The organism is Priestia aryabhattai (genome assembly GCF_023715685.1).
GTDB classification, from domain to species: Bacteria; Bacillota; Bacilli; order Bacillales; family Bacillaceae_H; genus Priestia; species Priestia aryabhattai_B.
Genome location: NZ_JAMBOQ010000001.1, coordinates 135,059 through 161,450 on the forward strand (window position 1 = coordinate 135,059; position 26,392 = coordinate 161,450).

Annotated in this window: 25 protein-coding genes and 1 riboswitch; of the genes, 9 read left to right on the plus strand and 16 right to left on the minus strand. The window is 33.0% G+C overall.

All coding sequences use genetic code 11. The annotated features are described in order from the left end of the window. Nucleotides 1-153: 153 nt before the first annotated feature. A complete protein-coding gene (locus M3225_RS29395; RefSeq protein ID WP_285885288.1) occupies nt 154-288 on the minus strand; it encodes a hypothetical protein in 135 nt (44 codons plus the stop codon). Nucleotides 289-849: 561 nt separating this feature from the next. Here M3225_RS29395 and M3225_RS00670 point away from each other — a divergent pair. Beyond that, entirely contained in the window at nt 850-1,053 is a 204-nt protein-coding gene (locus tag M3225_RS00670; RefSeq protein ID WP_251390332.1) for a cold-shock protein, read from the plus strand. A gap of 925 nt (nt 1,054-1,978) precedes the next feature. Here M3225_RS00670 and M3225_RS00675 read toward each other — a convergent pair. The 4 genes from M3225_RS00675 to M3225_RS00690 all read right to left on the minus strand — a co-directional run bounded on the left by M3225_RS00675 (nt 1,979) and on the right by M3225_RS00690 (nt 5,727). Beyond that, nucleotides 1,979-2,797, minus strand: coding sequence for an STAS domain-containing protein (locus tag M3225_RS00675; RefSeq protein WP_251390334.1), 819 nt, complete (start codon nt 2,795-2,797; stop codon nt 1,979-1,981). A gap of 134 nt (nt 2,798-2,931) precedes the next feature. Next, on the minus strand, nt 2,932-3,774 hold the full coding sequence (locus M3225_RS00680) for an STAS domain-containing protein (protein ID WP_251390337.1): 843 nt from the start codon (nt 3,772-3,774) through the stop codon (nt 2,932-2,934). 589 nt (nt 3,775-4,363) lie between these two features. After that, nucleotides 4,364-5,200, minus strand: coding sequence for an STAS domain-containing protein (locus M3225_RS00685; protein ID WP_251390339.1), 837 nt, complete (start codon nt 5,198-5,200; stop codon nt 4,364-4,366). 215 nt (nt 5,201-5,415) lie between these two features. Continuing rightward, the gene (locus M3225_RS00690; protein WP_251390341.1) at nt 5,416-5,727 is read right to left on the minus strand and encodes a hypothetical protein; all 312 of its coding nucleotides are present in this window, start codon (nt 5,725-5,727) and stop codon (nt 5,416-5,418) included. A gap of 316 nt (nt 5,728-6,043) precedes the next feature. Here M3225_RS00690 and M3225_RS00695 point away from each other — a divergent pair, with 316 nt between their 5' ends. Then, complete coding sequence (locus M3225_RS00695) at nt 6,044-6,256, plus strand: hypothetical protein (protein ID WP_251390343.1); 213 nt, start codon at nt 6,044-6,046, stop codon at nt 6,254-6,256. Between the two features lie 968 nt (nt 6,257-7,224). Then, entirely contained in the window at nt 7,225-8,019 is a 795-nt protein-coding gene (locus M3225_RS00700) for a DUF2935 domain-containing protein (RefSeq protein ID WP_162213552.1), read from the plus strand. 377 nt (nt 8,020-8,396) lie between these two features. Here the strand turns inward: M3225_RS00700 and M3225_RS00705 are convergent, their stop codons facing one another. The 3 genes from M3225_RS00705 to M3225_RS00715 all read right to left on the minus strand — a co-directional run bounded on the left by M3225_RS00705 (nt 8,397) and on the right by M3225_RS00715 (nt 10,977). Further along, complete coding sequence (locus tag M3225_RS00705; protein WP_251390345.1) at nt 8,397-8,543, minus strand: hypothetical protein; 147 nt, start codon at nt 8,541-8,543, stop codon at nt 8,397-8,399. A gap of 43 nt (nt 8,544-8,586) precedes the next feature. Further along, nucleotides 8,587-9,507 (minus strand): CPBP family intramembrane glutamic endopeptidase, encoded by a 921-nt coding sequence (locus M3225_RS00710; RefSeq protein WP_251390347.1) that lies wholly within the window; start codon nt 9,505-9,507, stop codon nt 8,587-8,589. A 1,056-nt stretch (nt 9,508-10,563) separates the two neighbouring features. Continuing rightward, a complete protein-coding gene (locus tag M3225_RS00715; protein WP_251390349.1) occupies nt 10,564-10,977 on the minus strand; it encodes an ATP-binding cassette domain-containing protein in 414 nt (137 codons plus the stop codon). A gap of 400 nt (nt 10,978-11,377) precedes the next feature. Beyond that, nucleotides 11,378-11,478, plus strand: a riboswitch (SAM riboswitch). A gap of 81 nt (nt 11,479-11,559) precedes the next feature. On the opposite strand from M3225_RS00715, the gene M3225_RS00720 reads away from it, so the two are divergent. Continuing rightward, entirely contained in the window at nt 11,560-12,687 is a 1,128-nt protein-coding gene (locus M3225_RS00720) for a 5-methyltetrahydropteroyltriglutamate--homocysteine S-methyltransferase (protein WP_251390351.1), read from the plus strand. A 174-nt stretch (nt 12,688-12,861) separates the two neighbouring features. On the opposite strand, the gene M3225_RS00725 is transcribed toward M3225_RS00720, so the two are convergent. After that, nucleotides 12,862-14,310 carry a DHA2 family efflux MFS transporter permease subunit gene (locus tag M3225_RS00725; RefSeq protein ID WP_251390353.1) on the minus strand — a complete coding sequence of 483 codons (1,449 nt, stop codon included), beginning with the start codon at nt 14,308-14,310 and terminating at the stop codon, nt 12,862-12,864. 1,416 nt (nt 14,311-15,726) lie between these two features. Here M3225_RS00725 and M3225_RS00730 point away from each other — a divergent pair. From M3225_RS00730 to M3225_RS00740, 3 genes are all read left to right on the plus strand, one after another. Further along, nucleotides 15,727-15,975 (plus strand): hypothetical protein, encoded by a 249-nt coding sequence (locus tag M3225_RS00730; RefSeq protein ID WP_251390355.1) that lies wholly within the window; start codon nt 15,727-15,729, stop codon nt 15,973-15,975. Nucleotides 15,976-16,354: 379 nt separating this feature from the next. Continuing rightward, nucleotides 16,355-16,831 carry a DUF2975 domain-containing protein gene (locus tag M3225_RS00735; RefSeq protein ID WP_251390356.1) on the plus strand — a complete coding sequence of 159 codons (477 nt, stop codon included), beginning with the start codon at nt 16,355-16,357 and terminating at the stop codon, nt 16,829-16,831. Nucleotides 16,832-16,841: 10 nt separating this feature from the next. Beyond that, complete coding sequence (locus M3225_RS00740; protein ID WP_251390358.1) at nt 16,842-17,060, plus strand: helix-turn-helix domain-containing protein; 219 nt, start codon at nt 16,842-16,844, stop codon at nt 17,058-17,060. A gap of 266 nt (nt 17,061-17,326) precedes the next feature. On the opposite strand, the gene M3225_RS00745 is transcribed toward M3225_RS00740, so the two are convergent. Continuing rightward, nucleotides 17,327-19,039: an MFS transporter gene (locus tag M3225_RS00745; RefSeq protein ID WP_251390360.1), complete on the minus strand. Its 1,713-nt coding sequence runs from the start codon at nt 19,037-19,039 to the stop codon at nt 17,327-17,329. 149 nt (nt 19,040-19,188) lie between these two features. Further along, nucleotides 19,189-19,821: a TetR/AcrR family transcriptional regulator gene (locus tag M3225_RS00750; RefSeq protein ID WP_251390362.1), complete on the minus strand. Its 633-nt coding sequence runs from the start codon at nt 19,819-19,821 to the stop codon at nt 19,189-19,191. 516 nt (nt 19,822-20,337) lie between these two features. On the opposite strand from M3225_RS00750, the gene M3225_RS00755 reads away from it, so the two are divergent. Then, nucleotides 20,338-20,532, plus strand: coding sequence for a hypothetical protein (locus M3225_RS00755; protein WP_251390363.1), 195 nt, complete (start codon nt 20,338-20,340; stop codon nt 20,530-20,532). A 938-nt stretch (nt 20,533-21,470) separates the two neighbouring features. Continuing rightward, on the plus strand, nt 21,471-22,196 hold the full coding sequence (locus M3225_RS00760) for a hypothetical protein (RefSeq protein WP_251390365.1): 726 nt from the start codon (nt 21,471-21,473) through the stop codon (nt 22,194-22,196). Nucleotides 22,197-22,453: 257 nt separating this feature from the next. Here M3225_RS00760 and M3225_RS00765 read toward each other — a convergent pair whose 3' ends face one another. From M3225_RS00765 to M3225_RS00785, 5 genes are all read right to left on the minus strand, one after another. Continuing rightward, on the minus strand, nt 22,454-22,678 hold the full coding sequence (locus tag M3225_RS00765) for a hypothetical protein (protein ID WP_251390367.1): 225 nt from the start codon (nt 22,676-22,678) through the stop codon (nt 22,454-22,456). Between the two features lie 65 nt (nt 22,679-22,743). Then, the gene (locus tag M3225_RS00770; protein ID WP_251390369.1) at nt 22,744-23,334 is read right to left on the minus strand and encodes an HMA2 domain-containing protein; all 591 of its coding nucleotides are present in this window, start codon (nt 23,332-23,334) and stop codon (nt 22,744-22,746) included. Continuing rightward, nucleotides 23,306-25,420, minus strand: a complete 2,115-nt coding sequence (locus tag M3225_RS00775; protein ID WP_251391830.1) for a heavy metal translocating P-type ATPase — start codon at nt 25,418-25,420, stop codon at nt 23,306-23,308. The genes M3225_RS00770 and M3225_RS00775 overlap by 29 nt, the downstream gene beginning before the upstream one ends. Next, the gene (locus M3225_RS00780) at nt 25,420-25,953 is read right to left on the minus strand and encodes an HMA2 domain-containing protein (RefSeq protein WP_251390371.1); all 534 of its coding nucleotides are present in this window, start codon (nt 25,951-25,953) and stop codon (nt 25,420-25,422) included. Before M3225_RS00780 ends, M3225_RS00775 begins: the two co-directional genes overlap by 1 nt. 18 nt (nt 25,954-25,971) lie before the next feature. Further along, on the minus strand, nt 25,972-26,256 hold the full coding sequence (locus M3225_RS00785; RefSeq protein ID WP_251390372.1) for an HMA2 domain-containing protein: 285 nt from the start codon (nt 26,254-26,256) through the stop codon (nt 25,972-25,974). Nucleotides 26,257-26,392 lie beyond the last annotated feature (136 nt).

The following is a 26,392-nucleotide window of genomic DNA, read 5'->3' on the forward strand; positions in this document are numbered from 1 at the left end:
TACCCTATGTAATAGAATTAACCCACTAACAGGAAGCCTTTCCATGAGAACAATAATAAGCGACTTATCTATCTTAATTCGAACAGTAAGGTCGCTTATCCTATTTTTTTATTCATATATTTACCCTTTCACTTTACAATATGTGTACGTTTATTATGTTATATGTTCATCTTCTAACTGAATTAAATCTTTATCCTGAGATTGATTGAATAAATAAGTAAGGTATGAATGTAGTTCGAATCGGTCTTCGTCAATAAAATCAGAAAACACCTGTTTATATTCTTTCAACATCTTTTCCTCCTTTATTTATGTTTCTTACCTCTATCATTACCTATCTAGTAATCTCATATACATACAAATTAATAATGTACTTATTGATTGTATTAACTTGTATGTATGAAGTTGTATGTAACACAACGCAGAGTTAAGAAAAGTTCATTCTTTCTTTTTGTATGGGCCCCACCTGCGCCAAATACAATGATAGCCACGCATGCTATCCACCTAACCTTAGTATAACAGAAATCGCTTACATAACAAATGATTATATATATAATTCCATAACGTAATTTAATTACTAGATAAAAACTTTTCATAACATGTATTTTTTTATTTCTATAATAAGCTTTATCAGTAGGCTTAAAACAAAGTAGGAATCATAGAATATAACTAGCAGTCATAAGTCCTATATTTCTGAGAAAAAGTTCAATCTTATGAGCTTTTTCTTTTTTATTTTCTATCTGCTATATATCTTTGGTTACTATAAAAACTACTAAGGATCATAAAGAGGCAGCTTATTTTATATTCATGTATAATTACCTTACAAATAAATATATTAGGAGATTATCTATAATGGAAAGTAAAACAGGAAAAGTGAAATGTTACGACAGGGAAAAAGGTTTTGGGTTCATCTCACCAGATAATGGGATTGAGGAGTTATTTGTTCATTTTAGTTCTATTTATAACTCCAACTCTTTAAAAGTAGGTCAGGAAGTTTCTTATATAGAATATAAAGGTCATAAAGGGCCTCAAGCAGAATATGTCATGCTACTCTAACTATGCAGCTGGTATAAAAGCATTTCTCTACTATTTTGAATTGACTTTTTCTCTTTTTAGATGAATATCCTATACACATTTAATTAACATATTTGATACTAAAAAGCCTTTTAGTAGTGGCTTTTACAGCTTATAAATTGTAAGTTATTGAATAGTCATAAAATAACGGATTTGTGGAGCATTATTTACTTAACATAATGTCAGTTATGGGAAATAAAAAAGTGTCTTTTAGCAAATAGGGACATCTTTTTTATTATTTAAGGTAAACTTTTCTAGAAAGCTAATCGTTAACAATCCGTATTTTTAGACTTATGAAGAGGAGGAGGAACTAACCAGCCTTTTTCTCTATTAACTTTATTCGTATTATCCTAACGTTCTAAGATCTTTTGCTAGATAACATGGAGGGATTAAAGATGGAATTTCATGCAAGCAGATTATGTGTGACCAACTTTCAAGACTGTCTCAGATTCTACAGGGATATCCTTGGATTTGAGGAGTGACATGACGATGAACAGCAATACGCATATTTTGAGAAAGCAAACATCGCTCTCTTCTCTCAAGAGAAAATGGCTGAGGCACTTTTTCAGGAATATCAACTGGATGAAACTACTTCACAAATGAAATTTGTAATTCAACTTGAAGTCCCAGACGTTGACATATATTACAACAATTTAAAAGATAAAAGTGTTGGATTTATCAATAAACCTCATGATAGAAAAGACTAGGGATCCCGTGTTGCACATTTTTATGATCCTGAAAAAAATATAATAGAAATATATAAGGGAAAATAAAGGAAGGTGAAAGAGAACTTCTCTTTCACCTTCCTCTATGCCTAATACCTAGAATTGTGATTATGTTAACTAATCTCTTATATGATATACATCTTAAATCAACTTAATGCAAAAAAGCTGGGAAACTTAATTTCCTAGCTTTTTTGAGTTTCTATCGCTTGTTTAACTGTTGCATAGGTTTTAATAGATGAGAAATCAAAGCCATTTCTAACAACAGTTTGAGCAAGTTCAGGTCGTATACCTGTCATCATGACCTCAATACCTTGTAAGCGAAGAACACTGTAGATATCAAAGAGGTAACGTTCAGCTATAGTATCTATATTCAAGATGCCTGAAAAATCAACAATCAGATACTCTACTTTCATTTCGAGAATTTTCAAGATCACATTCTCCAAGATATATTCAGCTCTTTCTGAATCGATAGAGCCTATTAGTGGGAGAACGGCGGTTTTATCCTGAATGGGGACGACAGGAACCGATAGCTTCAACACCTCTTGTTGTGCCTTTTTAATAATTTCATCTTTTACTTGTTCAAATACTATAACAGTTTCGGTGATACTTATATCCAGCAGATAGTTAAATCGTTTATTAATCAATACAACTTCTTCTGTAGAGAGTCCGTGTTCTATACTTATTTTAGTAAGGTAATCGATAAAGACTAGGCGAGTAGGAGGATAGCGTGTAATAATAATAGAAATTCTCTCCCGTTGGGATGCTGTACGCTTACCATTGGTCTTACTCCATTCAACAAGTCCTTCAGGTATGTTGTTTTCACTGCTAAGGAGACTTTCCCCTAAAAACCTAATAAATTCAGTATAGACGATAATTGCTTGTTCAAGTTCCTCCTTTAGAGCTTCAAAATTGGGGCTCTGAGAAATTTCTTGAACAATTTCATTTGCTAACATTTCTGCGTTGTCATCTAAGTGCTTAGCAACGCCTATAATCCCTTTCAATAATTGTCACTTCCTCATCTTCTTATTCATTAATACATTTAGGTAGTCATTTTATCTCTTGCTTTCTTTATTTAGCAAGCTTTTCTTTATTGTTCTGAGTATATAAATTTATAAAAAGAAGTTTTTATTTAAAACTACACATGAATAAGTACATCTTCTATTGCCTTTTGTAAACTTGATTTTATAGTCAAACTACTGAAATCAATGCCAATACTTACAATGGTCTGTGCAACTTCCGGACGAATTCCTGTTAGGATTGTTTCTACACCAAGAAGCTTTAACGAGTCTATCACTTTGAAAATCCGATCTGCTACCATAGTATCTATAATATAAACACCCGACAAATCTAATATTAACCGTTGAAGCTGTAGTCTGTTTACTGATTTCAACGTTTCTTCCATTAGATAATTGGCTCTTTCCGTATCTATATTTCCAATGAGAGGTAAAACAGCGATTTCTTTGGCTAAAGGTACAACAGGCACCGATAATTCAAGAAATGCACTTTGCGCACGTTCAAGGGTTAATTGATAGAAATGCACATAATTTAAACTAAAGGAATAAGCAGCATGATCTAAAAGAAGATCAATAATTCCACCTACTTCAAATACCGTATCTATTGATAGATTGTTTTTCTTTATTACTTCCTTCAATTTCTTCCATAAGAAAGTTCGATAATATCTTGTATCTTTTAACGCTTCATCCAATGGGACCTTCAAATTGCAAAACATTTCTCCTGTGTCTTTTCCCCATTGTGTAAATTTTTGGAGTGCGGTTTCTTCATCTAGATGATCCCTAAGAACTTCACCAAATAAACTTATAAAGTGAGCTCGGATATTAATAAGTTCTGCTTCAAAAGGAGCCAATTGTTTTTTTTCTTCTTCTGTAATACCAATAATTCTACTTTCATGTACCTCATTAGCAATTTCAAATCTATACTCTAGGATTGTATCCCCTAAAAACTTTATTTCATCTTTCATTTTTTCCTCTTTTCCTCCGAAAAGCCTGTTGAGGCTGTTATTTAATTTTTTAAATTAATTATATCATTACGTGTCAAAACGCTTATTTTTTGTTAATTTCGTAGTATAAAATTCTCCATTCTTACCTCTTCTAATTATCTATTAAAATTTCAAATAAAAAAAGACCAAAAAATATAAAAAACAAAAGAAGTTATTTTTATTCTTTTTATTTCTATAAGGAGCAAAGGATTCAAGAAAATATAAGATGGATCTTAGCGACCAAAAGTTACTTTATAAATATTGTATTAATGTCCTTCCGATAATCTGTTTTATGTTAACTAAAGGTGCATATACAGCCTAAAAAAGCGAAAAATCACTGTTTCCGTCAGTGATTTTTCTGGTTGCCAGTATGCTATACATGTCCATATGTCTTTTGACACTGTGAGTAGTTTGCTCAAGTGGTTAATAACTTATGTATTAAAAAGAAAAGCCTACTGATAAAGAATGGATCAGTAGGCTTTTCTGAATGCTGATTTATTTTTTCAAAAACGATTCTAATTTCATAAATTCATTTTCATTTCTGTGTGTAGAGTAAACTACCCTATTCCTCCTACATTTGGTGGAGTTCTAGATATTCTTTTAATGTTTGCTGTAACGTCCCTTTTGTTTCTGCCTTTTCTTCAAAGGAGATTCCTGAGTGAATCATTGTCCGCACTAGATCAGCACGTAAACCTGTAAGAATAGCCTTACATCCCATCATTGAAATGCCAGTTAATATTTTTTGAAGATGGTCAATAACATGCATCTCCATGTTGGCAATTCCAGAAAGATCTATAATTAATGTTTCAATCCTTAAATCTGATATGCCTATCAATACTTTCTCCTCAATCGTTTGGATACGGTATGTGTCAACCATTCCAATCAATGGTAATACAGCTACAGATTGGCTAAGTGGTATAATAGGCACCGATAGATGTTCAACTAAGTCCCTCTGGGAGGCAATTAATTCATCTTTATATTTGGAATAACTAATGAGAAAAGTGTTAAGAAATTGATCAATCTTATCATTAATACGTTTCTCTAAGGCATAAAATTCTTCACGGCTATTAAAATGGTTATTTATTCGGTCATATTGATAGAGAAAATGCCACAACGTTCGCCTAATGGCCTGTACCCATTCTAGTTTGAAGGCAAGAGTTAAGGCGTGCTCCGCCCAGGCTACCCCTTCTTGTTGAGCGAAAGCAATGAGTTGTTCTTCTTTTTGCTCCACGACATATAGAGATAACTTTTGAGCATTTTTTAAAAGATCAATATTTCCAGTTTCTAAAATATCATTAATCTTAGAGGCAACGTTAACCGCCTCTGATAAAAGTTTATCCTGAAAACTCTGTTTGTTGTCTCTAATAAAATCAGTCATTTTCTCTCTCTGATTATAAATAATCTCCATTTTAAATCCCCCTTATTTTTTTTGATTATACTTAGCTTTAAATAATTAATATCCCAAAGTAAAATGTCATCTTTTCATTGTCTATAAAGAAAAGTCTTCCTTGTACTATCTACAATAGATATGGCTTCAGATAAAAAATGCTAATGCTTTTATAACCAATTTGTAAATCTTGAACATACCCATGGTAGTGACACTTCTTTCAACATGATAAAGGGTCAATGGAGGTTATTTTCACTGGCTGATATCCATTCAGATAGTTCATCAAAAATGTTCTGCACTTGTTCTTTATTTAACGTGTCAACATTCTCCCATGCACTAGAAATATAAATCTCTAGATGATCAGGATAGGAAATGGATTCAGTAATAAGGGCTTTATAAAATAAAGGATTACCGCCTTTATCTACTTCACCCTTACATCTATAGTTTTCAAACTTCCAACCCCCTTTTGTTTTTTTAAAATGATAAAGGTCCTTAAGTCCCCACCGAGGGCTATAAATACGCATTTTGAATCTAGATGCACTACTCAATGTCAGATACCTCCTACCTCCTCAAAAATATCATTTTTAAATACGACTCTTTTTGTTTTTACCCTCAAAACATGTATTTTACATCCATCTTTTTTACTATATATATTAAGAATTGCTAACTATGTTGCATTCGTCATATAGCACCTAATCCCAATACAACATTACATTTTTTGTTTTTTTTACAAATTTATTTCATTTTTAAAATCTTTATTTCAATTATTGAAGGTAATAACTTATAAATATACCCTATGTTAAAATGGATTAAACTTTAATTTGTAAAATTTCTTTAAATAGTGAGAAAGGGGTTTGGTGATACATGACAATAATAAAAATCAAAGAAATGTTAGAAACTTTATTACGATATGAAGATAGTGAAATCACTCATACCTTTCGCAATGGAAATAATACCCTTTCTCTCAGTTATTCTAAAGAACTAAAGAATTTTCAAGTAAAGAATATTGAAACGGGCCATATTGAACATTTTCCGGATGTGGAGACTACACTTATTACAACGACAATCTTATCATAAGAAGTTCAAAAAGTTAGAACCCGTAAGAGAGAAATTATTGACATAAGACGATCAATCTCATATGCAATATATAGTCACTAACGGGTTGACCAAACGACCTAATTCAATATATGTTATAAAATTCATATCTAAAAATATTTAACGGAGTGTACTTATATTGTTCATTTTAGTTAGAAACTCTTTGATATTAGCTGCTGGTTTTTATTTATCAGCGATCTTTTTACCTGAAGTATTGCATGTAAACGAAACTGTTTCTAAATATTTAATGGTAATACTTGCTGGCCTATGGATTCTTAAATCACGAAATAAATGGTGGTTCAATATGGTTTCTGTCATTTTAGGGCTTATCATTTTATTAATTTCCCTTGAGATGACCATGCTATAAAGGAGAGTGATGTATAAAAGGCAGTTTTTTCACTCATTCTTTCTCCATTCATATTGGTCATAAATACTGATAAATCAACAATGCATAAAATGCTGTATAAAAAATAAATTTATAAAGCAAACGAGGCCTTGTGTATCAAGGGCTCGTTTTTGGTATGTGTACCGGAAAGAGTGATTATGTTAACTATAATTGTATATCATATACAGCCCAAAAATAGAAAAAACCACCTTAGAGTTAGGGAGAAGGTAGTTTTTTCTATGACGTAATTAGGTTTCATGAGTGATGCTTCATTGCATCTTGGGTAGTTTGCTCAAGCTATCAATAATCTATGTATCAAAAAGAAAAACTCCCTATTTCCGTAAGGAGTTTTTCTGATGTGTACATTATTCCGTTTTATTTGATACTTTAAAGCATCTTGGGTAGTTTGCTCAAAATATTGCAGGTTATTCATGAGAGGAAATTTAAAACAAGCTCAGGTCTAAAATTAGACTTGAGCTTGTTTTAATGGGGCTTTACGCATGTTCAATCGTAAATCTGAATAATATGACAGTGAAGTTAACTTTTAATAGTAGGGGGAGTAATAATGATCGATGGATTTGTAGAGAGGTCCTTAGATGAAATTCGTTTTTGGTCAAGGATTATGAAGGAACATTCTTTGTTTCTTAGATTAGGTTTTAGATGTGAGGATACGCAATTGATTCAGGAAGCAAATCAATTTTACCATCTGTTTGAACAAATAGAACAAAGAGCTCACTCATTTACCAGTCAAATTGATCCTGAACAAATGAAGAGATTTAATTCAGAAGTTCAACAAGCTGCTACTGGCATATTTGCTTTTAAGAGAAAAATTTTAGGGTTAATTTTAAATGGAAAAATGCAAGGAGCAAACAATTTTCCTCTCTTAGTTGATCACATTAGTAGAGAAGCTAATTATTTTAGAAAAAGACTAATTGAATTAAACGAAGGAAAATTGAAACCACTTGCCGATGCTATTATCAAAGAGAATGTATTCTTTTTAAGAATTATGGCTGATCATGCTAAATTCATAGGACATCTCCTTGATCCATCAGAAAGAAAACTAGTAGATATGGCTAGAAACTTTAGTAATGATTTTGATCAGTTGGTTTTTCAGGCTAGAGATTTAGATTCGATGAAACCACAGTCCCAAACCGTACCCCTCCTAGATCAATTCCTTGATGAGAATCGTGTTTCTGTAGCTTCTCTTCGGGATTTTAAGAAAACTGCGAGAGATTTAATTGAGGAATGTAGAATTAAAAGCATTATACACCCTCTTTTAGCAGATCACACTTTTCGTGAAGCTGAAAGATTTCTTCATATCATTGATATGTTCGAGGCTAGCTTAAGAAACCAAGATTAATCCTAATTTTTGAGAGAAATGAGATGAAATATATGCTAGTGGTTTGTAAGGAACATGTTAAGGATGGTATTACACGCCTTGAGGTTCCTCATGAAAAAAAATTAGGGATTCTAAACTTACCTGTTCGTTTTGCAAAGAAGAAGCTATTTGTTTGACTATCGTTCTTAGCTTAGCTTCTAATGAACATAAAGTTATAAAGACGGCTATAAATCCTATAATGACAAAAAACATATTAGCTGATATCCCCTATACATCATTTTATTTTTGAAGTAATAACTATATAATAACATTTTTTCTATATTTTATATCTTAATGTTGTATACATTCTTAGGTAACATACTGTAGGAATAAAAAGAGCAACCATAAAGGTTGCTCTTTTAAAATATCGTTTTTATAGCTAGGTACACTGCAGCAATCGATGCAAGGACTATAAGTACATTTAAAATGCGATGTTGAGTAGCTAAGTGGTCTCGCTTCATTTCTGCACGAGTCAATGGTTTCTTTTCATCGTGATTTCCACTCACTATGTTACATCTCCCATCTTATTTAGTTATTGGTTCCACTAATTTAAGCAATAAGCTGATCGTCGTTAGCTGCTTCTTCCTTTTTTATTTTCCCTCTACATAAGATATAAAAAACACTAAAAGTAATAATCGACCAAATAAGGTTAGCTCCTGGCTCAGTGTTAGCTACCTTAAACAAACTTGGGATAGATCCGAAGACAGAATCGTCCGTTGTAAGGAACAGAGCCAGAAACATATTATTTGCTGCATGTGCTCCAATGGTAATTTCTAAGCTTTTTGTTTTAATGGCGATATATGTAAGAGCAAAACCAGCTACAATGTAATCCAGTCCGACTAATATAATGGATATATTCATTTCAGGATTAGCAAAATGGCCTATGGAGAACATTAGTCCAACAATAATGGCCAGTAAAATGGGGCGCTTCACTTTCTTACTCACCCATTGGAGAAGAAGTCCCCTAAAGAACAGTTCCTCCGTTGTTGTTTGAATAGGCACTAATAAAAACGTAATAAGGATTAAGAAGATATACTCTTTCAGGCTTACGTGGTTCCATGAATAATCCGAATGGTTAAAAACAACATCAATTACTTGCCCAACGATTAATAACATGCTAAAAGCTCCAAAGGACCATATTATTTTCTTGCAATTCACACGTTTATTAGAGGTTATTAATGATTTCATTTTTCTTTTATGAATGAAACGAATTCCGATCCACAAACCAAAAATCCAACATATGTAAACAATATGAGATAACAGAAAATCGAGATTAGCATTGATTCCTACAGCAATTCCACTATCAAAATCAAAGTATGATTTTCCACTTTCATCAGCTGCAACCATAACCATGTCAGCTATAATATAAATAATCGACCCTAATAGCATGAACGCAGAAGCCAGTATCGTTGTGCTTAAATAACGCTTCCATCCATTTTTTCCTTCTTCCACATCTAGATAATTCTTCATTTTATTCTTACTCCCTCAGCGTTCTCTTCTCAATCAAATATTTCTTCTCTACTTCGTTTTCATCCAGACGATGTATAAGTACCTACTCCACGTATTAGAACGAGAAGCCCTACAAATATTTCAAATACCGCTTATTTTTGCTTTTTACCTTTGGAGATAAGCCAAGAGACTGACAATATCAGTAAAGCATCACCTTATTTATCCCCTGCATCTTCACACAGAGTTCTTTCTGCTTCTCTTACTTAGCTCATAAAAGCCGTTAAAAAACAGCTTTTTCTGAAAGAAGACTAGACAGCAAGTCATCTTTAACAGTTATGTCTTGCTCATATGTGCCAGCATACACATAATTCTGCAGAAAGTACTTGCTACTCAAGAATATATATCCTAGAACAACTAAAATAAATATTTTTTTCCACATTTTCCTCACCTTTTTATTCAAACTTTTACCCTCATGACTGTTACCACAACACCTAAGGGTTTATCCATAAACAACTTTTTTAGTTTTTAAATTAGCCACCAACTTATATAACACTACAAAAATGTATATAAGTTACAATAATATTACATTATTATTACAAATATAACAACAATATTATAACTAAGAAAAATAGGATAATCAATATGAAGTGCCTAGTAAAATAGATAAAATCACTAGATTAATATCATACATATAAATAAATCAAAAGCATGTTGGAAAAAAAGGGCTTGTTGTCCGGCAGGAATATTTTAAAAAACAAAAAGAGCAAACTCCCTATCATTAGGAGTTTGCTTCTTTTATTTAAATCTTAGATGGGAATTTTCATAACTTTTTTCGTCTCTTTTAGTATTGAGATAATACATTTTAAGACGATAGTTAAGGTACAACATTACCTTAATATGGCTCTTCAAGAAGTACCCAAAGAACTTCTATCTCAAAATCTAGTTGAAGTACAGGTTTGGTAAATCCGCTAGGGACAAATTCCAAATCGTTGGAGAAGCCACCATGTAGAGTATTACTTATTTCAATTGTATGATCTGAATTCATAATTTCCACAGGTGTTTTATGAAATACCTTACCTACAACATGATAGCATCCAATATATGTATGTAGTGCATTTTCTTGAGGGTCAAAATGTGATAAGTGATTACTATGTAGTTATCTATGTCCCAGAAACTTATAACTTCACTTATTGATGTATGCCACTCGTTCGACCAAGCAGATTGAATAAAGTTTAAATAATCAAACCCTGATAAATTAGTATCAAACCATCGGACTGTCTCATAATAAAACAATTTCTGTTTACTTTCTAATAAAGTTAAGGTTTTGCTACCTTCTTGAATTAAAATAGAACCTTCAGGCTCCTTTCTAAGACCACTTATTGTTCTTAATAAAGTTGTTTTCCCACTACCATTTCTAGCAGATAAACCATATACAGTACATTTTTCCAGGTCTATATTAGCTTCATAGAGTAATACTTCTCTTGTAGTCATACTCAAGTTTCTTATTTCCGACATTGTTTATTTTTATAAATATTAATTAAAAATTAAGTATAGTATATTAAATCAAAATGGTAAAATTCCAAAGAAATTAATTTGATTTTTCTAATAAAAAAACAAAAAAAAAGAAGGATAAACCCTTTCTCTTTTTACTGTATAATCATCTAAGCTTATATACTCTTTTTCATCCCACATCGGGCCATTCTCGTAAAAAACACCACCTTTTACAGAACTTTTGAAGGAAGCTAGATTGCAATTTTCACATCGCCTGCTTACTGCATTAGGTTAATAGTAAGTAGTGAGATAAGAGGTATGTTATTTCTGATTTTTCAATTTTTTATTGACAAGCTAAGAAAACAGGTGTAATCTTTTTTCTAGTTAATTAAATTGAATATTCTTATCTCGAGAGGTGGAGGGACTGGCCCTAGGAAGCCTCGGCAACAGACTGTTAAAGTACTGTGCCAATTCCAGTAGCAATTTGCTTGAAGATAAGAAGAGAACCGATAATGATCATTAACCTCTTCTTATTTTTAAGAAGAGGTTTTTTATTTTGAAAAGAAAGAAGGAAACAAAACCATGACAAAGACATTAGTGAAGGCTCCATTTAAAGCTGATCACGTAGGCAGCTTTTTAAGAACAACTCCCCTTAAAGAAGCAAGAGAAGCGTATGTGAATGGGAGAATCAATAAGGCTGATTTAAAATCTGTAGAGGACAAAGAAATTGAAAAACTTGTTCAGAAACAAATTGAAGTTGGGCTTAAATCCATCACAGATGGTGAATTTAGGCGCTCATGGTGGCATTTGGACTTTTTATCAGGCTTAGAAGGCGTAGAAGAGTTTGAAACAGAATACATCAGTCAATTCAAAGGAGCAAAAACAAAAAATAAAGCGATTAAAGTAGTAGGTAAAGTGGACTTCAATCACCATTATATGCTAGAACACTTTACGTTTTTAAAAGAAGCTGTCGAACAACATGGTGATGAAAGCCAAGTTGCTAAATTCTCTATTCCAAGCCCCAACATGTTATTTACTCGAATTCAAGAAGATACATATTACAATGGGAACAGAGAGGAGTTTTATCATGATACTGTAGCTGCTTATCAAAAGGCCATTCAAGCCTTTTACGATGCAGGTTGCCGTTATCTACAATTAGATGATACTTCTTGGATTGATTTTGTTTCTGAAGAACGTATAAATGCAGTTGTTGAGAAGCTTGGTATGGATGTAAAAGACATTATTGATACAAGAGTAAGTTGCTTAAATGATGCTATTTCCAAAAAGCCTGAAGATATGCTCATTACTATGCATATTTGTCGTGGAAACTTCAGATCTACGTATATCACAAGTGGTGGCTATGATACTATATCTGATGCAATCTTTGCTAACTTACATGTAGATGGACTTTTCCTTGAATATGATGATAAGCGTTCAGGTGATTTTGAACCATTAAAAAACTTTACACATAACAATAAAACAGTTGTGCTAGGATTAGTAACATCTAAATTCCCTACACTAGAAGATGCTGAGATTATTAAGCGAAGAATCCAAGAAGCAAGTCAGTATGTTCCTCTAGATAACTTGTCATTGAGTCCACAATGTGGCTTTGCAAGTACAGAAGAAGGAAACGAATTAACAGAAGAAGAGCAATGGAATAAAATTAAGCACGTAATTCAAATTGCTCAAGATGTCTGGGGAGATAACTAAAGAGTGATATTTTTTTCTTAATTGTACATAAGGAGTATTCTGGATGTTTTGAAGTATGGTAAAGAGAAGAAACTTATAAATAGAAAAAGGATGACAAGTATACTTGTCATCCTTTTTCTTTATAAAGCATAAATACTCATGATAGTAGAGATATAAACATTCTATTGAATCGTTTTACCCATGCGCCTTCTGTTCAACATTGACTCTTTTGATAAAAAATGAGATGACTAGCCCAACAATTGCAACAATGATCGCAAAGATGAAAGCATGTTGAACACCGTTGGTAAAGGCAAGAACTTGATTTAATGGATCCATTTTGTCTGATACTGTCTCAAGGAAGCTTCTTGAACCCGATGAGAGAATGGAGATCCCAACAGCTGTTCCAATTGCACCAGAAACCTGCTGTAAGGTGTTCATAATCGCTGTTCCATGCGGATACAGCTCAGGTGGAAGCTGGTTTAATCCATTTGTTTGAGCTGGCATCATAATCATCGAAATTGCTATCATAAGCGCAATGTGTAATCCAACAATAAACCCTGTTGAAGTTTCCAGCGTTACGGTTGAGAAACCATACATTGTGCCCGCTACAATCACAAGTCCAGGGATAACTAACCATTTTGGACCAAAGCGGTCAAATAATCCGCCCATAACTGGTGAAAGAATTCCGTTAATAACTCCTCCAGGAAGAAGCATTAGACCAGCGGCAAAGGTTGATAAAGCTAATGATGTCTGTAAGTACAAGGGTAAAATCACCATCGCAGACAGCAGTACCATCATGCAGACTAGAATTAATAGAAGACCAATTGTAAACATTGGATACTTAAAGGCTTTAAGGTCTAACATTGGCTCTTTCATCTTCGTTTGACGAATAGAGAATGCAACTAATGCAATAACTCCTATCACAATAGCTAGAACAACGTGTAAGCTTCCCCACCCTCCACCTTCTCCAGCGCTACTAAATCCGAATACGATTCCTCCAAAACCTATTGTTGAAAGAACAACAGAAATAATATCGATTTTTGGCTTTGTTGGTGTGGTAACGTTCTGCATAAAGAAAGCCCCAAATACTAAAGCAACAAATAAGAGTGGAAGTGAAATCCAGAAAATCCAGTGCCATGTTAGTGTTTTTAAGATTAAGCCTGATACTGTTGGTCCAACAGCTGGCGCAAACATAATAACAAGGCCGATAATACCCATTGACTTTCCACGTTTATGTGGTGGAATAATGACAAGGATAGTGTTAAACATAAGCGGTAAAAGCAAAGCAGTTCCCACGGCTTGAACTACACGGGCAATCATTAGTACACCAAACGTTGGTGCGATAGCTGCAATAAATGTTCCAATGATAGAGCAGATCAGAGATGCTATAAAAAGTTGTCTGGTCGTAAACCGTTGAAGAATAAAACCTGAAATAGGTACCAGAATTCCTAATGTTAACAGGTATCCTGTTGTCAGCCATTGTGCGGTTGTTTCGTGAATGCCAAATCCAGAAATTAGCTCTTTTAATGCCATATTTAAAGCTGTTTCACTAAATAAACCGATAAACCCGGCAATAAGAAACGATGTAATAATCGGCAGCGCTTTGATGTTAGAGCTTTCGGCTACTGTTTGTTGATTACTCATATTAAATTGTCTTCCTCCCTTTTACATGCTCTTTTTACACGTTAATAAATAAGGTTAAAGCAGCATTTGTCCATAGCTTGAGATAATTCACTAAGAGTCTCTCTTTTCGGTGAACGTTTTTTAGAAAGAGTCTATTTTAAATTAAGACTTATGCTTTTCTTTCAATAGTTCTTCTTTACTCGCCATTTTAAATCTCTATGAGAGAAAAACTTGACTGCCTTCAACTTAATGGAGTTTTTCTATCTTAATGATAAGTTGATTAGTAGACACACAATGCATATCGATACGAAGATTAGTAATATGTTTAAGACATTATGTTGACTAAGCTTTTGCTTTCTCTTCCGTTTTGACCGGATTGCTTTTTGTCTTCTAAGTTCGCTTCTTTCCATAGTTACCTCTCTCTCCATTTCATTTCTAAATTAGCTTTAGAAATTTTCGTATGTAAACTAGTTCCCGTTGATATATGGGCTTTTTCAATAAGCAAGATAAAACGAAATAGAACTAAAAAAACGAAAAGAGGAAAGGCACATGTTTATACCGTTCCCCTTCACAAAGGAAAAATGAATTCCACTTTGTATACCAAGAATATTGTAACACAACTATAAGTACCGTTTCTATCTAAAATATACTAAATAACAATAACTATATACCTACTTCGGTCCTCTTGTGACAATTGAAAGTTGTTACTGTTAAGCATATTATGTATTTTATTCTTTTGATATGAAACATATATCATCTTAAAATGCAGGAATAAATATTATTTTTTAGGGCAAACTAAAACTATAGGACCCCCAATCCCTTATATTCCTTTAAGTATATGTTTTTTAGAAAAGCTACTCAAATGAGTAGCTTTTTTCTTTTCAAACAAAACGAGCATCGATTAGCCCACTTAACCTCATCTTATTCTTTAACTTAATATGTCATTACTGAAAAATAAATACATCACTAAGGGAATCTACAAACTGAATGAATTCACTCTCTGTAATACACTGACCGTGCTTATGGTAGGTAAGATCTACTTGTTAATTTTTATGTAAGGCTTCAATTAAGGTGAAATTGACCTTTTTCATTTGCTCTTTTTCTCTACCTCTCATTAAATAAAATTAAACAGTAAGGGACATAATTATTTATAACAAAAGGATACCTTTAGAGTGTATAAATAAATAAGATGACTTTAATTGTAAGCATGTTAATCATATCTGCAATACTTATAAAAATAGATGGTTCTCGTCTTATACAGGCTAAGACGAAGAAAGAATTTCGAGCATTTATCCTACTTCTTCACTTTAGTTTTATAATTGTACTGGCTAAAAAATTTTGGAGTAATTTCCCTAACCCTGCTGACTGGGTTGCCCTTATCTTAAAACCATTTGCTGAGCTTTTAGTTAATATATTGAATTAAAAGGAAGTGAAAAGATGCTGAATAAAAGCAAGATATCTCCTCATCAGTTTAGGGTATTAGTGATTTTGTACAGCATTGGTAGTACCATCATCGTGGTAGTCCTGTCTATTACTGTATATCCAAGTGTTACTTACCAAAAAGTGTGGGACACAGAAACTTGGCTTCCTTACAGCTTAATTATTGGACTTATTTATCCACTTGTTCTTTTAATAGTTGGATTATTTCGTAAGAACTATATGTCTCGAATGGATAGTATGTCTTGAAAGTAGGCTTACCTTCTCCTTATTACCAAGTACAATCGTATATTTAAAATTTTTAAAATGACTAAATAGAATTGTAAAACAAGGAGAAGGTTCAAACCTTCTCTTTTTACTATTATTACGTTTAGATTGTTGATCCTGTTGCATATATTCCTCCTTCTTTCATTACGTAAAGCCTTATTGTTTTCCTCATCGCCACAAGTATGTATGCTTTTAACTCCTGATAATATTTAAAGGCGTATTATATAAAATAGCCTAACCTTTCTCTAATAAATTAAGAATTTCAACAACAATTTTATATTACTAAAGAATAATAATTTATTGTAAAACGATAAATTATGTGTTAAATTCAGATAGATAATAAATAAGTGAGGTGCTTTTTATGAAACAAGGTTCAACCTTTTTTTTAAAAATAGCTGTTGGTCTTATGGGAATTCCTGTTCTTGCTTTATGCGTATTGAGCATCATCCAATTAGCTCATCATCCCGTTAATCCAGATTATTCGTATCTACTCTATCCTGGTGTCACCATTATGTATGTATCTGTGATTCCATATTTTATTGCGTTGTATCAGGCGTTTCGTCTTTTATGCTACATCGATAAGAATGAAGCGTTCTCTGAAATGTCTGTGAGAGTTTTGAAGAAAATAAAATACTGTGCTATCACAATTAGCATTTTATATGTAATCATGATGCCGTTTGTTTATCTCGTAGCGGAGAAAGATGATGCTCCAGGTCTCATCATTATCGGTATGGTTCCTGTTTTTGCATCTATGGTCATTGCTGTTTTCGCTGCTGTTCTTCAAAAACTGTTAAAAGAAGCGATTGATATAAAATCAGAAAATGACTTAACGGTCTAAGGTGGTTAACATGGCAATTATTATTAATATTGACGTGATGTTAGCTAAAAGGAAAATGAGTGTAACAGAACTTTCAGAGAGAGTCGGAATCACAATGGCTAACCTTTCTATATTAAAAAATGGAAAGGCAAAAGCCGTTCGTTTTTCAACTTTAGAAGCAATTTGTAAAGCCTTAGAATGCCAGCCTGGGGATATTTTAGAATATAGAAATGATACAGATAGTGAATAAGATGAGGTGCAATAAAGATTAGTCAGCAAAAGTATGGTCTTGAGACGTTTTCATCACTAATTAATTTCTGCCTAAATAAGACCTTATTTCTGTTCCAAAACTTGTATCAAACTTTATGTACGATAAACAGAGTTTTTTGATGTATTTAAAAAAAGACGGTTGTTAGTATCACAGAATCATCTGCATAAATAAAAAGAGCAAACTCCCTATCATTAGAGTTTGCTCTTTCTGTTCTTTATTCAAGTTCCTTTAGTTCAACTTTTAACTTATTCTCCTATGTCTTTAATCCTTTTAAGAGCTTTTCTATATTCTTGATCTCCCATATACACCATTTTATTAGGAGAATATTTAGGTTGTCCAAACTTTTTCAAAGCTTCTCTATACTCGCTATCACCAATTACTTGATTAGAAAAAGACTCTTTAGATGAACCGTCAAGGGGCGGAAGCGGAGTAGTTTTTTTAGCTTTTGTACTGTGAATCTTTTCCGCATTTAGATTTTCTTTATTTTTTTCTTTATCATGAGGCTTATGAGCTAGCTTGTGGCCCTTACCTGTTAGGAACATCAAAAACGAGAGAATTAATACCAAAAAACTCAATAAACACGAAAAAGCAGAAAAAGTATGATAGGTGATAATTTCAGATTTTAAATGTAGAGATTGAGTGAAATTTTCTTTACTAGCAAGCTGGCCTTCTGAACTTACCGTCATAAGGTTATCTTTATACACCTTTGCAAAGACTACACTACTACTTACAGGAATTACTGCAGATGCTATGACTCTTATGAATTGAACAGTGACCATCCTAGGTACTAAACTTGGTAAAGGTCCGCCTAAAGCTGCACCCATTAGTCCAGATGCAACTGTTAAACCTACTCCTGCTATTAAAGCTGCAAAGCTACTAACAAAGAGGAAAGCTGGAACGGTACCTTTTAAATAAATCCATTGTATGTTAACTCCCATAATAATGATGGCTCCTAAAATACCTAATACGCCTGGTCCAACTTTATCATACAATATGGTACTTAATATGGCCGCGATCACTATTCCAACAAAAAGCCCTATATATATCAGTGAAATGTCTCCTTTATCAAAAACAGATCCATTTTTAAGCAGCCCCTGCAATGATAAAAGAGTTAAACTCATACTAATGTTGCCTATAATAGCTATTAGTATAGCGAGAGCAGGTTTTGGAGAAACCACTAATCTAAAGGGGATTAAAGGGTTCTCAATATGCCACTCTGCTATAAATAAAAAGCATAGAAAAGTGATGCTTCCTACTATGCCTATCCATACATAAGTAGATGTCCATCCTAATTTTTGGAGATTAAGTAATGTAAAAGCAATAAATGCTGTGAAAATAAACATTAAAGTTAAACCTATTATGTCAAATGGCAAATGATCTTTCTGCTGTTGCTTAGAATGATCATTTGTTAAGAATTTATAGCTTAAACATATTCCCAATAAGGAAAGTACAATCGCTATATAGAATAACCATCTCCAATGTCCGTAGCTATTCACTAACATTCCCAGAAAAATACCCGTAACACTAGATCCATAAAATCCGCCTATAAGGATAAGTAATGCAAAGTTACGTTTATGAATAGGGAAGGAAAGAACCAGCATTGGAATCATCATCATAAGTGTTAAACCAGTTCCTATACCTTGTAGAAACCGCCCAATTCCCATTCCTAAGAAGCTGTTGGAAGTAATACTTACGATAGCTCCTATAAGAAACAAGCACATTGAAAAAACATACGTCCTTCTCTCACCTAGCTTATGTCGAAGGATAGGTCCAAATGGAATACAAAATGCAAAGCTAATAACCCCTATTAAAACCGGTGTTATAGAAATATAAGATTGATTGTTAAAAGTTTTTTGAAGAATTTCATGTATAGAATTTAATGCAGTGTTTAACATTAAACCAGGACCAATAGCTAAAACTGCAAGTAAAGAAATTCCCCAATGTTTTTCTATTTTCATACTACAATTCCTTTCTTCCTTTCATGTTTTAAAAAAACTAAAAATATGGAGCCAATATTTCTTCAAACCATTACAGTATCTAGGTTAAAGAAGAAAAAATAATTATCCTCATGCATGCCTACAGGTAGGACAAATTAAAAAATAAAGCTTCAGTAAGGAAGCTTTATTTTATTTTCTAAACCTGCCACTCGAATTGGTCCTAAAAGTGTTAGGCTAGTTAATTTATTGGCCATAAATGCAGGGCTAAATTTCATATCACTTTCTAACCAAGAACAAATTACACCTATATGAGCTGATGTAATATAACTGATAAAAATATCTTTAGGAATATCAAGTCCATCCTCTGCTTCTCTAATGGAAGAGATTAGCTCTCCATATACTCTCTTCTTTACAATTTCCGTCATATAACTTCTAAATTGCGGTAACCCTCGATCACTTAGCATGACTTTAAAATAATCGGCATGTTCATAGATGAATTCAAAAAGCTTTAAGAAAGAAACAGATTCATCTTTTTCTTCTAATTCTGAGGAAACCTCATTACTTTGTTTAGGCTTTACCTGCTCTAGTAGATCTTCTAGAACTTCATTCATACTCTGAACGAGAAAGTCTTGCTTATCTTGGTAATGTAAATAAAATGTTCCTCGTGTTAATTCTGCTTTTTCTGTAATTTCCTGAATCGTAATTGATGTGACATCTTTCTCCTTAAGAAGTTCTACTAAAGCGTCTCTTAAGTATTTATTTGTTCTTCTTATCCTAGGATCCAATTTTGTTTTTTTAGACATAGTTCATCTCCTTGTATAACTTTTATTGAGTGTTTGACATATGATTGTGACTTGTATAGTGGTAAACGTTTAGACCTTTTCTGATTATTGACTATTTAAACTATCCTGTACCATCAAAATACATTCTATACATGATGTAAACTAATGAACAATATGTATTTTAAGTCTCACAAAGTATAACCAATCTGTCAATATCAAAAATTGGTTAAGGTTAAATCATTTAATTGTTGTATATGGATTACGTTAACTTAAGAATGAAATCTTTTGTAAGGAACGTTCAAATTAAATATTTCTATGTATTACAGCAAAAACTCACGATACTCCTACAGGGGCGTGAGTTTTTGCTGTTCATTTCGTTTTTGGAATTTTCCCTACCTAGAAACGTCATACGTTATTTTTATGCTTTTTTCTCTGTCTGCCCTAACAGAACAAAACTAATTTTTTAATTATCAGTCAAAAGAAATGGTATCAGAAATTAAGTAATAGTAAAAATTGATAATATGGAGGTGTTTTCTTATGAAAAAGTATGAAGTAACGTTTCATCTAATTAATAGTGAAATAAGTCATTTAGTTGAAGCTAAATCACTTATTCGTGCAAAGAACTACATACAGTATAGGTTTGAAGATAAAAGTAAAGTATTGGATCTAGCTAATGACTTAGTCATTGTTAAGAGGAACGTACAATACTTTACTATAGCTGAAAAAGAATAATTAACTATGTAAAAGGACGTTATCTACAAAAGTAATGTCCTTTTATATCGATATAATATCCTATAGGTCAGGCTTTTTTCTCTATTAAATAGATTTCTTTATTTAACTTTTGCTTCATTAAATCAATTATGGAAATTTAAAAAGATGGTTAACGAACCGTTCTGTTATAAAAGAGCAATCTAAAAAATCTGTTGGATTAACGTTTTAACTTTAAAACAAGTGGTACACATACAGTACAACGCTAATATTATTGGTTGTTGTGCGAAGGTAAATACTTAATCCATGAAGGGACTGATTAGTTTTGAAAGAATTAACAGTGACTTCGACAAACGTATTACCTCAAATTGAAAGTAGATACTCGTATCTTACACAAGGCACTTTGGTTATGAATCGATATACGTAACGAAAGAGCCTCACAAGGGCCAATGAACAAATTCCTAGACAGTATGGAAAAAAGCCTGTATCTCCTTAGATACAGGCTTTTTCTTTTCGAATTTACATAATTTGATTCTAGAAACTAACTTAGTGACAGATAATTAATAAATACATTTTATTTGTGGAAAGCATTCTATAAATTAACTTATACAATTACTAGTTTTATCATTTACTCTACGACGATTTTGTCGTTATAAGAAAGAACAGATGCCCTTAAGGCCGTCTGTTCTTTCTTATACTTTGTTTGGCTATTATCTTTATACTATGAAGAGGAACGCTCTCTGAGGAAATTAACCTGGATTTTATCGATAACTGATGCAAATTTCAGCGATCTAGAAATTTTTGATTTCTTGCTATCATGTATTTTCGAAAAACTTGCTGTTCGTAGAATGTTCCTATAATAAATTTTTATTTTTTAATCATTTATAAAACGTAGGTATGATTATCTCTCCTTTGAATAGGTTATTTGTAAAAAACAATATAGCCGAAAGGAAGTAACAACTATGCATATAGAAATGAATATCTTATTCACTTTGGGTTCTTTACTTGGTTTATTAGTAGGAGGAGGACTTCTTAAATTAGTAAGTCATCTAGCTCGGGGAAGAATTCAATTTATGTATGCTATATGTGGAGGAATCTTATTAGGTTTATTATTCTTTGATATCCTTCCGTCTACTTGGCATCTATATGACTTAAGAGGGGTTTTATTAGGAATTGTAGCCGGATATATCATCATGCTATGCATTGACCTCTTTTTGCATAAACAAAACAGCGAAATCTCACCTTTACAGGCACTTATCTTATTAACGGTTGCTATCTTTTTTCATAATGTCATCACAGGTATTACCTTTGGAATAACAGATATGCACCAATCAGCTTCTGTATTCGCAGCTACCCTTTTACATCAGGTCCCAGAAGGGATGGCAATTATGACAGTCCTCTCTATAGCAAAAGTACCTAACATCTTCTTTTTAATAATTATAGCTTTCCTCTCTCTATCCTTGGGTGGCAGTTTATTAATTGGTGAAAGTGTACAAGCTTCCTCGCTTAAATTACAAGCTTTATCGACTGGAGGAGCAATTGGTACACTCTCCTTTGTTATCTTTCATGAAGTAATTGGCAAGACCATCAACCACTTCAGAAACCTGCACGTATGGCTTTTAATATCGCTAGGGGTGTTAATTATTTATGTTTATCAATATTCCCTTTCATTATTTCATGGCCATTAGAATGACTAAATTTAATTGAGCCAAAAAGAAAACTGCAACAACATATACATTATTGTTTTCTTTTGTGAAAAATAGAATATTTTTCTATATAATTATTGATAATTTTCAAGTCACAGAATATAATATTAACAAGAGTTTACCATAGGAAACTTTTTAGCGCATGGTAAATAAACGTTTAATCATTTTAAAATGATTCCCTCATTATGAGATAAAAAGAGTGAGAGGCAGCCTGGAACTACCTCTCACTCTTTTTATCGTTATTTTACTTGTAGCTCAGCAATCATATCTTCTAAACGCTCTTTCTGTGCCTGAAGCTCTTCCATAGAAGGTTGATAAGATGAAATAGTTTGTTGTCCACCATATCCTTGTTTAGGTTGGACGAGCCGTTGTAGTTGCCCACCATTTTGTTCATATAAACGGTAGCCTACTGCGCCTACCACTGTTCCTGATACAAATCCCATTAGAAAATCGCGATTAATCATTATAAAAATCCCCCATAATCATAAGTTTTTTATATCAATTCATACAAAATGTATGAATGAATATCTTAAGTAATTGTATATAACTTTTGTGATTGCACTTTCTGCTTTTCATGTAACAATTCCAAGACATTTACAATCCATGTAATCATCGCTACATATAGCATATTTGATGGTCCGAGAGATAACATAGTAACAATTCCTGTTAAAATGTCTGGGTGCCTCATTTTATTGCTCGTACCATGAGATAAGACCGTGTAGCCTGTTGCTACTACAGCTCCATATACAAGTGCATCTGGTTTATAAAAAGATGATTTCCGAATACCTGCTAATAAGAGTAACCCCCCAGAAAACAGTGTACGTAACCAATCATTTCGTGTGGCAGGATCCATTTGAATCATAATATCATCTAGTGGATCTAAACGCGTTTGCTGAAAAAATATAGATACATAACGAAAAATTGTATTGCGAGAAAGTTGTGAAACATCATAGTGAATAAGCATTGTTTGAATGGTGAGTTCTATTCTCACACTCGTTATACCTTTTAAAGCAGAAAACATATGCTCAATTTCCACATGATTTTTCTTGTCTCTCAATGCTGGGATATGAAATCGAATACGACCTGGTATATCATGCAGAACGTAGAATTTGGGATTCATTAGTTTCCCCCCCTAACCATAAAATTCTTGCACTATTTATTACTACACCAATAGTGGCTGCATTATGAATAGCTGCTCCCACAATTGGAGAGAAGATACCTAAAGCACCGAATAAAATTGCAATACCATTAATAGCAAATGTGGCAATAAAATTTTGTTTAATAATGTTCATGGTTTTTCTAGATAATCCAACTAACTCAGAAAGCATCTCTGGGTTATCAGATGTAATGATAACGTCACTGGCTTCTGAAGCAATGTCTGTTCGTTTAGCGCCCATCGTTACACCTACATGGGCATGAGCTAAAGCTGGAGCATCATTAATACCATCACCTACCATCATGACAGCCCCTGTTCTTCCATATCTTTTCACATAAAAGGCTTTATCCTCTGGCAAAGCCTCTGCATGGTACCAGTTCAGTTTTAAGCGACGTGCCATTTCTCTTGCAACCGTTCTCTTGTCTCCGGTAAGCATAATAATGTCGTTAATACCTTGATCTCGAAGGTTATTCACTGCGCGGTGCATGCCAGAACGTATTTTGTCAAAAATGCTAACTACTCCTACAAGTGTTTGATCATAGGCTACATAAATCACATTTTCGTCATTTTGCATTTGTTGAAGTAAGCTATTTGTTTTAATCTTTAATTCATTCATAAAGCGTGAACTTCCAACAACAACCTTTTTACCATTTAACCAAGTAGAAATTCCTTTTCCTACTGTTGTTTCTACCTGAGCATTATCATCTCTAATAGGAATTAAAATGTTCCAGTCTTTCGCCTGTTTAATAATTGCAGCGGCAATAGGATGGGTGGAATTTTTCTCAGCTGTTGCAGCTAAACGAATGACATCTTCTTGATTAAAGCCTTCAGCAGCAATCACTTGCTGAACTACAGGAGTTCCTTCTGTAATGGTTCCTGTCTTATCAAGGATGACAGTATTTATTTTAGACATCTTTTCGATATGATGACTTCCTTTAACAATAGCCCCTTCTTTTGCAGCACGTCCAATTGATGCGTATAAAGCTGTTGCTGTTGATAATTTAATTCCGCAAATAAAATCAATAACTAACATATTCATAGCTCTGTTAAGGTTTCGAGTTAAGACAAATGTAAGTAGTGCCAAACCAAAAGAAACAGGCACCATTTTTTCGGCTACTGTATCAGCTATATTCTGAATAGGAGCGCGTTTATCTTGTGCGTCCTCTAACAATTTTATAATTTTAGAAAGGGACGTATCTTCCCCTACTTTTTCAACTGTTACCGTAAGATGTCCACCCTGTAAGACACTTCCTGCATACACGTTATCCCCACCACTTATCTCACGTGGCATATATTCGCCAGTGATTGAAGCCTCATCTACTGTCCCGTTCCCATCTATTATAATTCCATCAACAGGAATTTTCTCTCCAGTAAATACAACGACCTGATCACCAACTTGAATATGCTCTACTAAAACCTTCTCTTCAATGCCCTTTTCATTTACTCTCCAAGCATATGAAGTATCTAATTTTAAAACAGAGTGAATATAGTGTTTTGTTTGTTCAGATGTATAGTCTGTTAATAGCTCACTAATTGTAGACATTAAAGTAATGATTAAAGCTGATCCTGGATTCTTCATATATAATGAAGCGAATATAGAAGCAGCTGTTAATGTATTTGCATTCCCTTTTCTTTCTTTTAATACATGAAAAATACCATCTTTAATTACATCATAGGAAGTGCCAATGGCAGTAAAGATACTAAGCCAGTAAGAAAGTGCCTTTAATATAACAGGACACGAAGAACGTTGAAGATACCAGTTAACTAAAAATATGGTCCCACAAGCTATGATAGGCATAACTTTCTTCCATGAATATGTTGCTTGCTTAATTGTATGTTTATATTTATAGATGAACGATTTTAGGTTATATAAAGAGAGATTAATATGATGATAAACAAGTAGACTTCCAGTTACTTGATTATAGCTTGCAGAATGTACTCCTGGAAAAGAACGTAACCAAGTTTCAATATGGCTTATTTCTAGCTGTTTAGGTATATAAAACCGGGTTCTTCCAGGAAGAGAATGAGCTACCTTTACCCCAAACATCATCACCTATTCTTTTCCCCCTTATCTTTAATGATGCTGTATGACCAATAAAGTAAGCTTGCGGAGAAAGCAGGCGCACTTCCAAACGTCTGAATTCCTTTTCCTAATAAAAATAGAATAAATAAACTATCAAGATCAGCAAAACCATTGGTTTGCTTTTTAATCCCTTTGTCTATAAATCCAAGTGTATTAGTCATGCCATTCATCAATGTAGCATCTATCTTTAAAATGGCGTTAGATGCTATTTGTACGATATAACTCATCAGTTCATCTAACTCTTCTTGATTAATATGAGGTACAACAAATTGAAGTACTAAACTTCCGGTTATTTCTGAAGCTTGTGAAGTTAAAATAAGAGGATGTTTTTTTACTTCTTCAGTTAAAGTACGTGCAATAATACGGTGCTTCCAACTGTCACATTGTATACGCAACCGACCAGGCATAGCATGTAATACTTTTATTTTTTGATCACGGAATTGAGACATAATTTTAGGGGCAATAAAAGAGGCACCTAAACCAATTACAGTAGGAAGCATGCTCATTCCTCCCTTTCCTTAAGATCTATATTCTTCTTGGTATATTTGCTCAATAAGTTGAAACCACTCTTCAATTTCTTTGTTATTTGTCATGTGAGAAGCATTATATGTAATGAGTAAACTCCCGGTATCTGGTGTAAATAATGCATCATATACAAGAACCTGAGATTTCAAATTTGAAATAATTAATTCAACTAATCTTTTATTTTCTTTCCAAACAGTTGATCGAAGTCTAATTCTTCCTGGAATGAAATGCACAAGATTAATTTGTAATTTATGTAATTTTCTCTCTACATACTTCATTAGTATCTTCTCTTTAATACTCATCAATATCCAAATACCACCAATCATTTTTCTTTATTTTACCAACTTACGTATTTTATAACAATATAAGTATTAAAATATTGTAAATTTTATTAAGCGCAAGTAAGCAATAAAA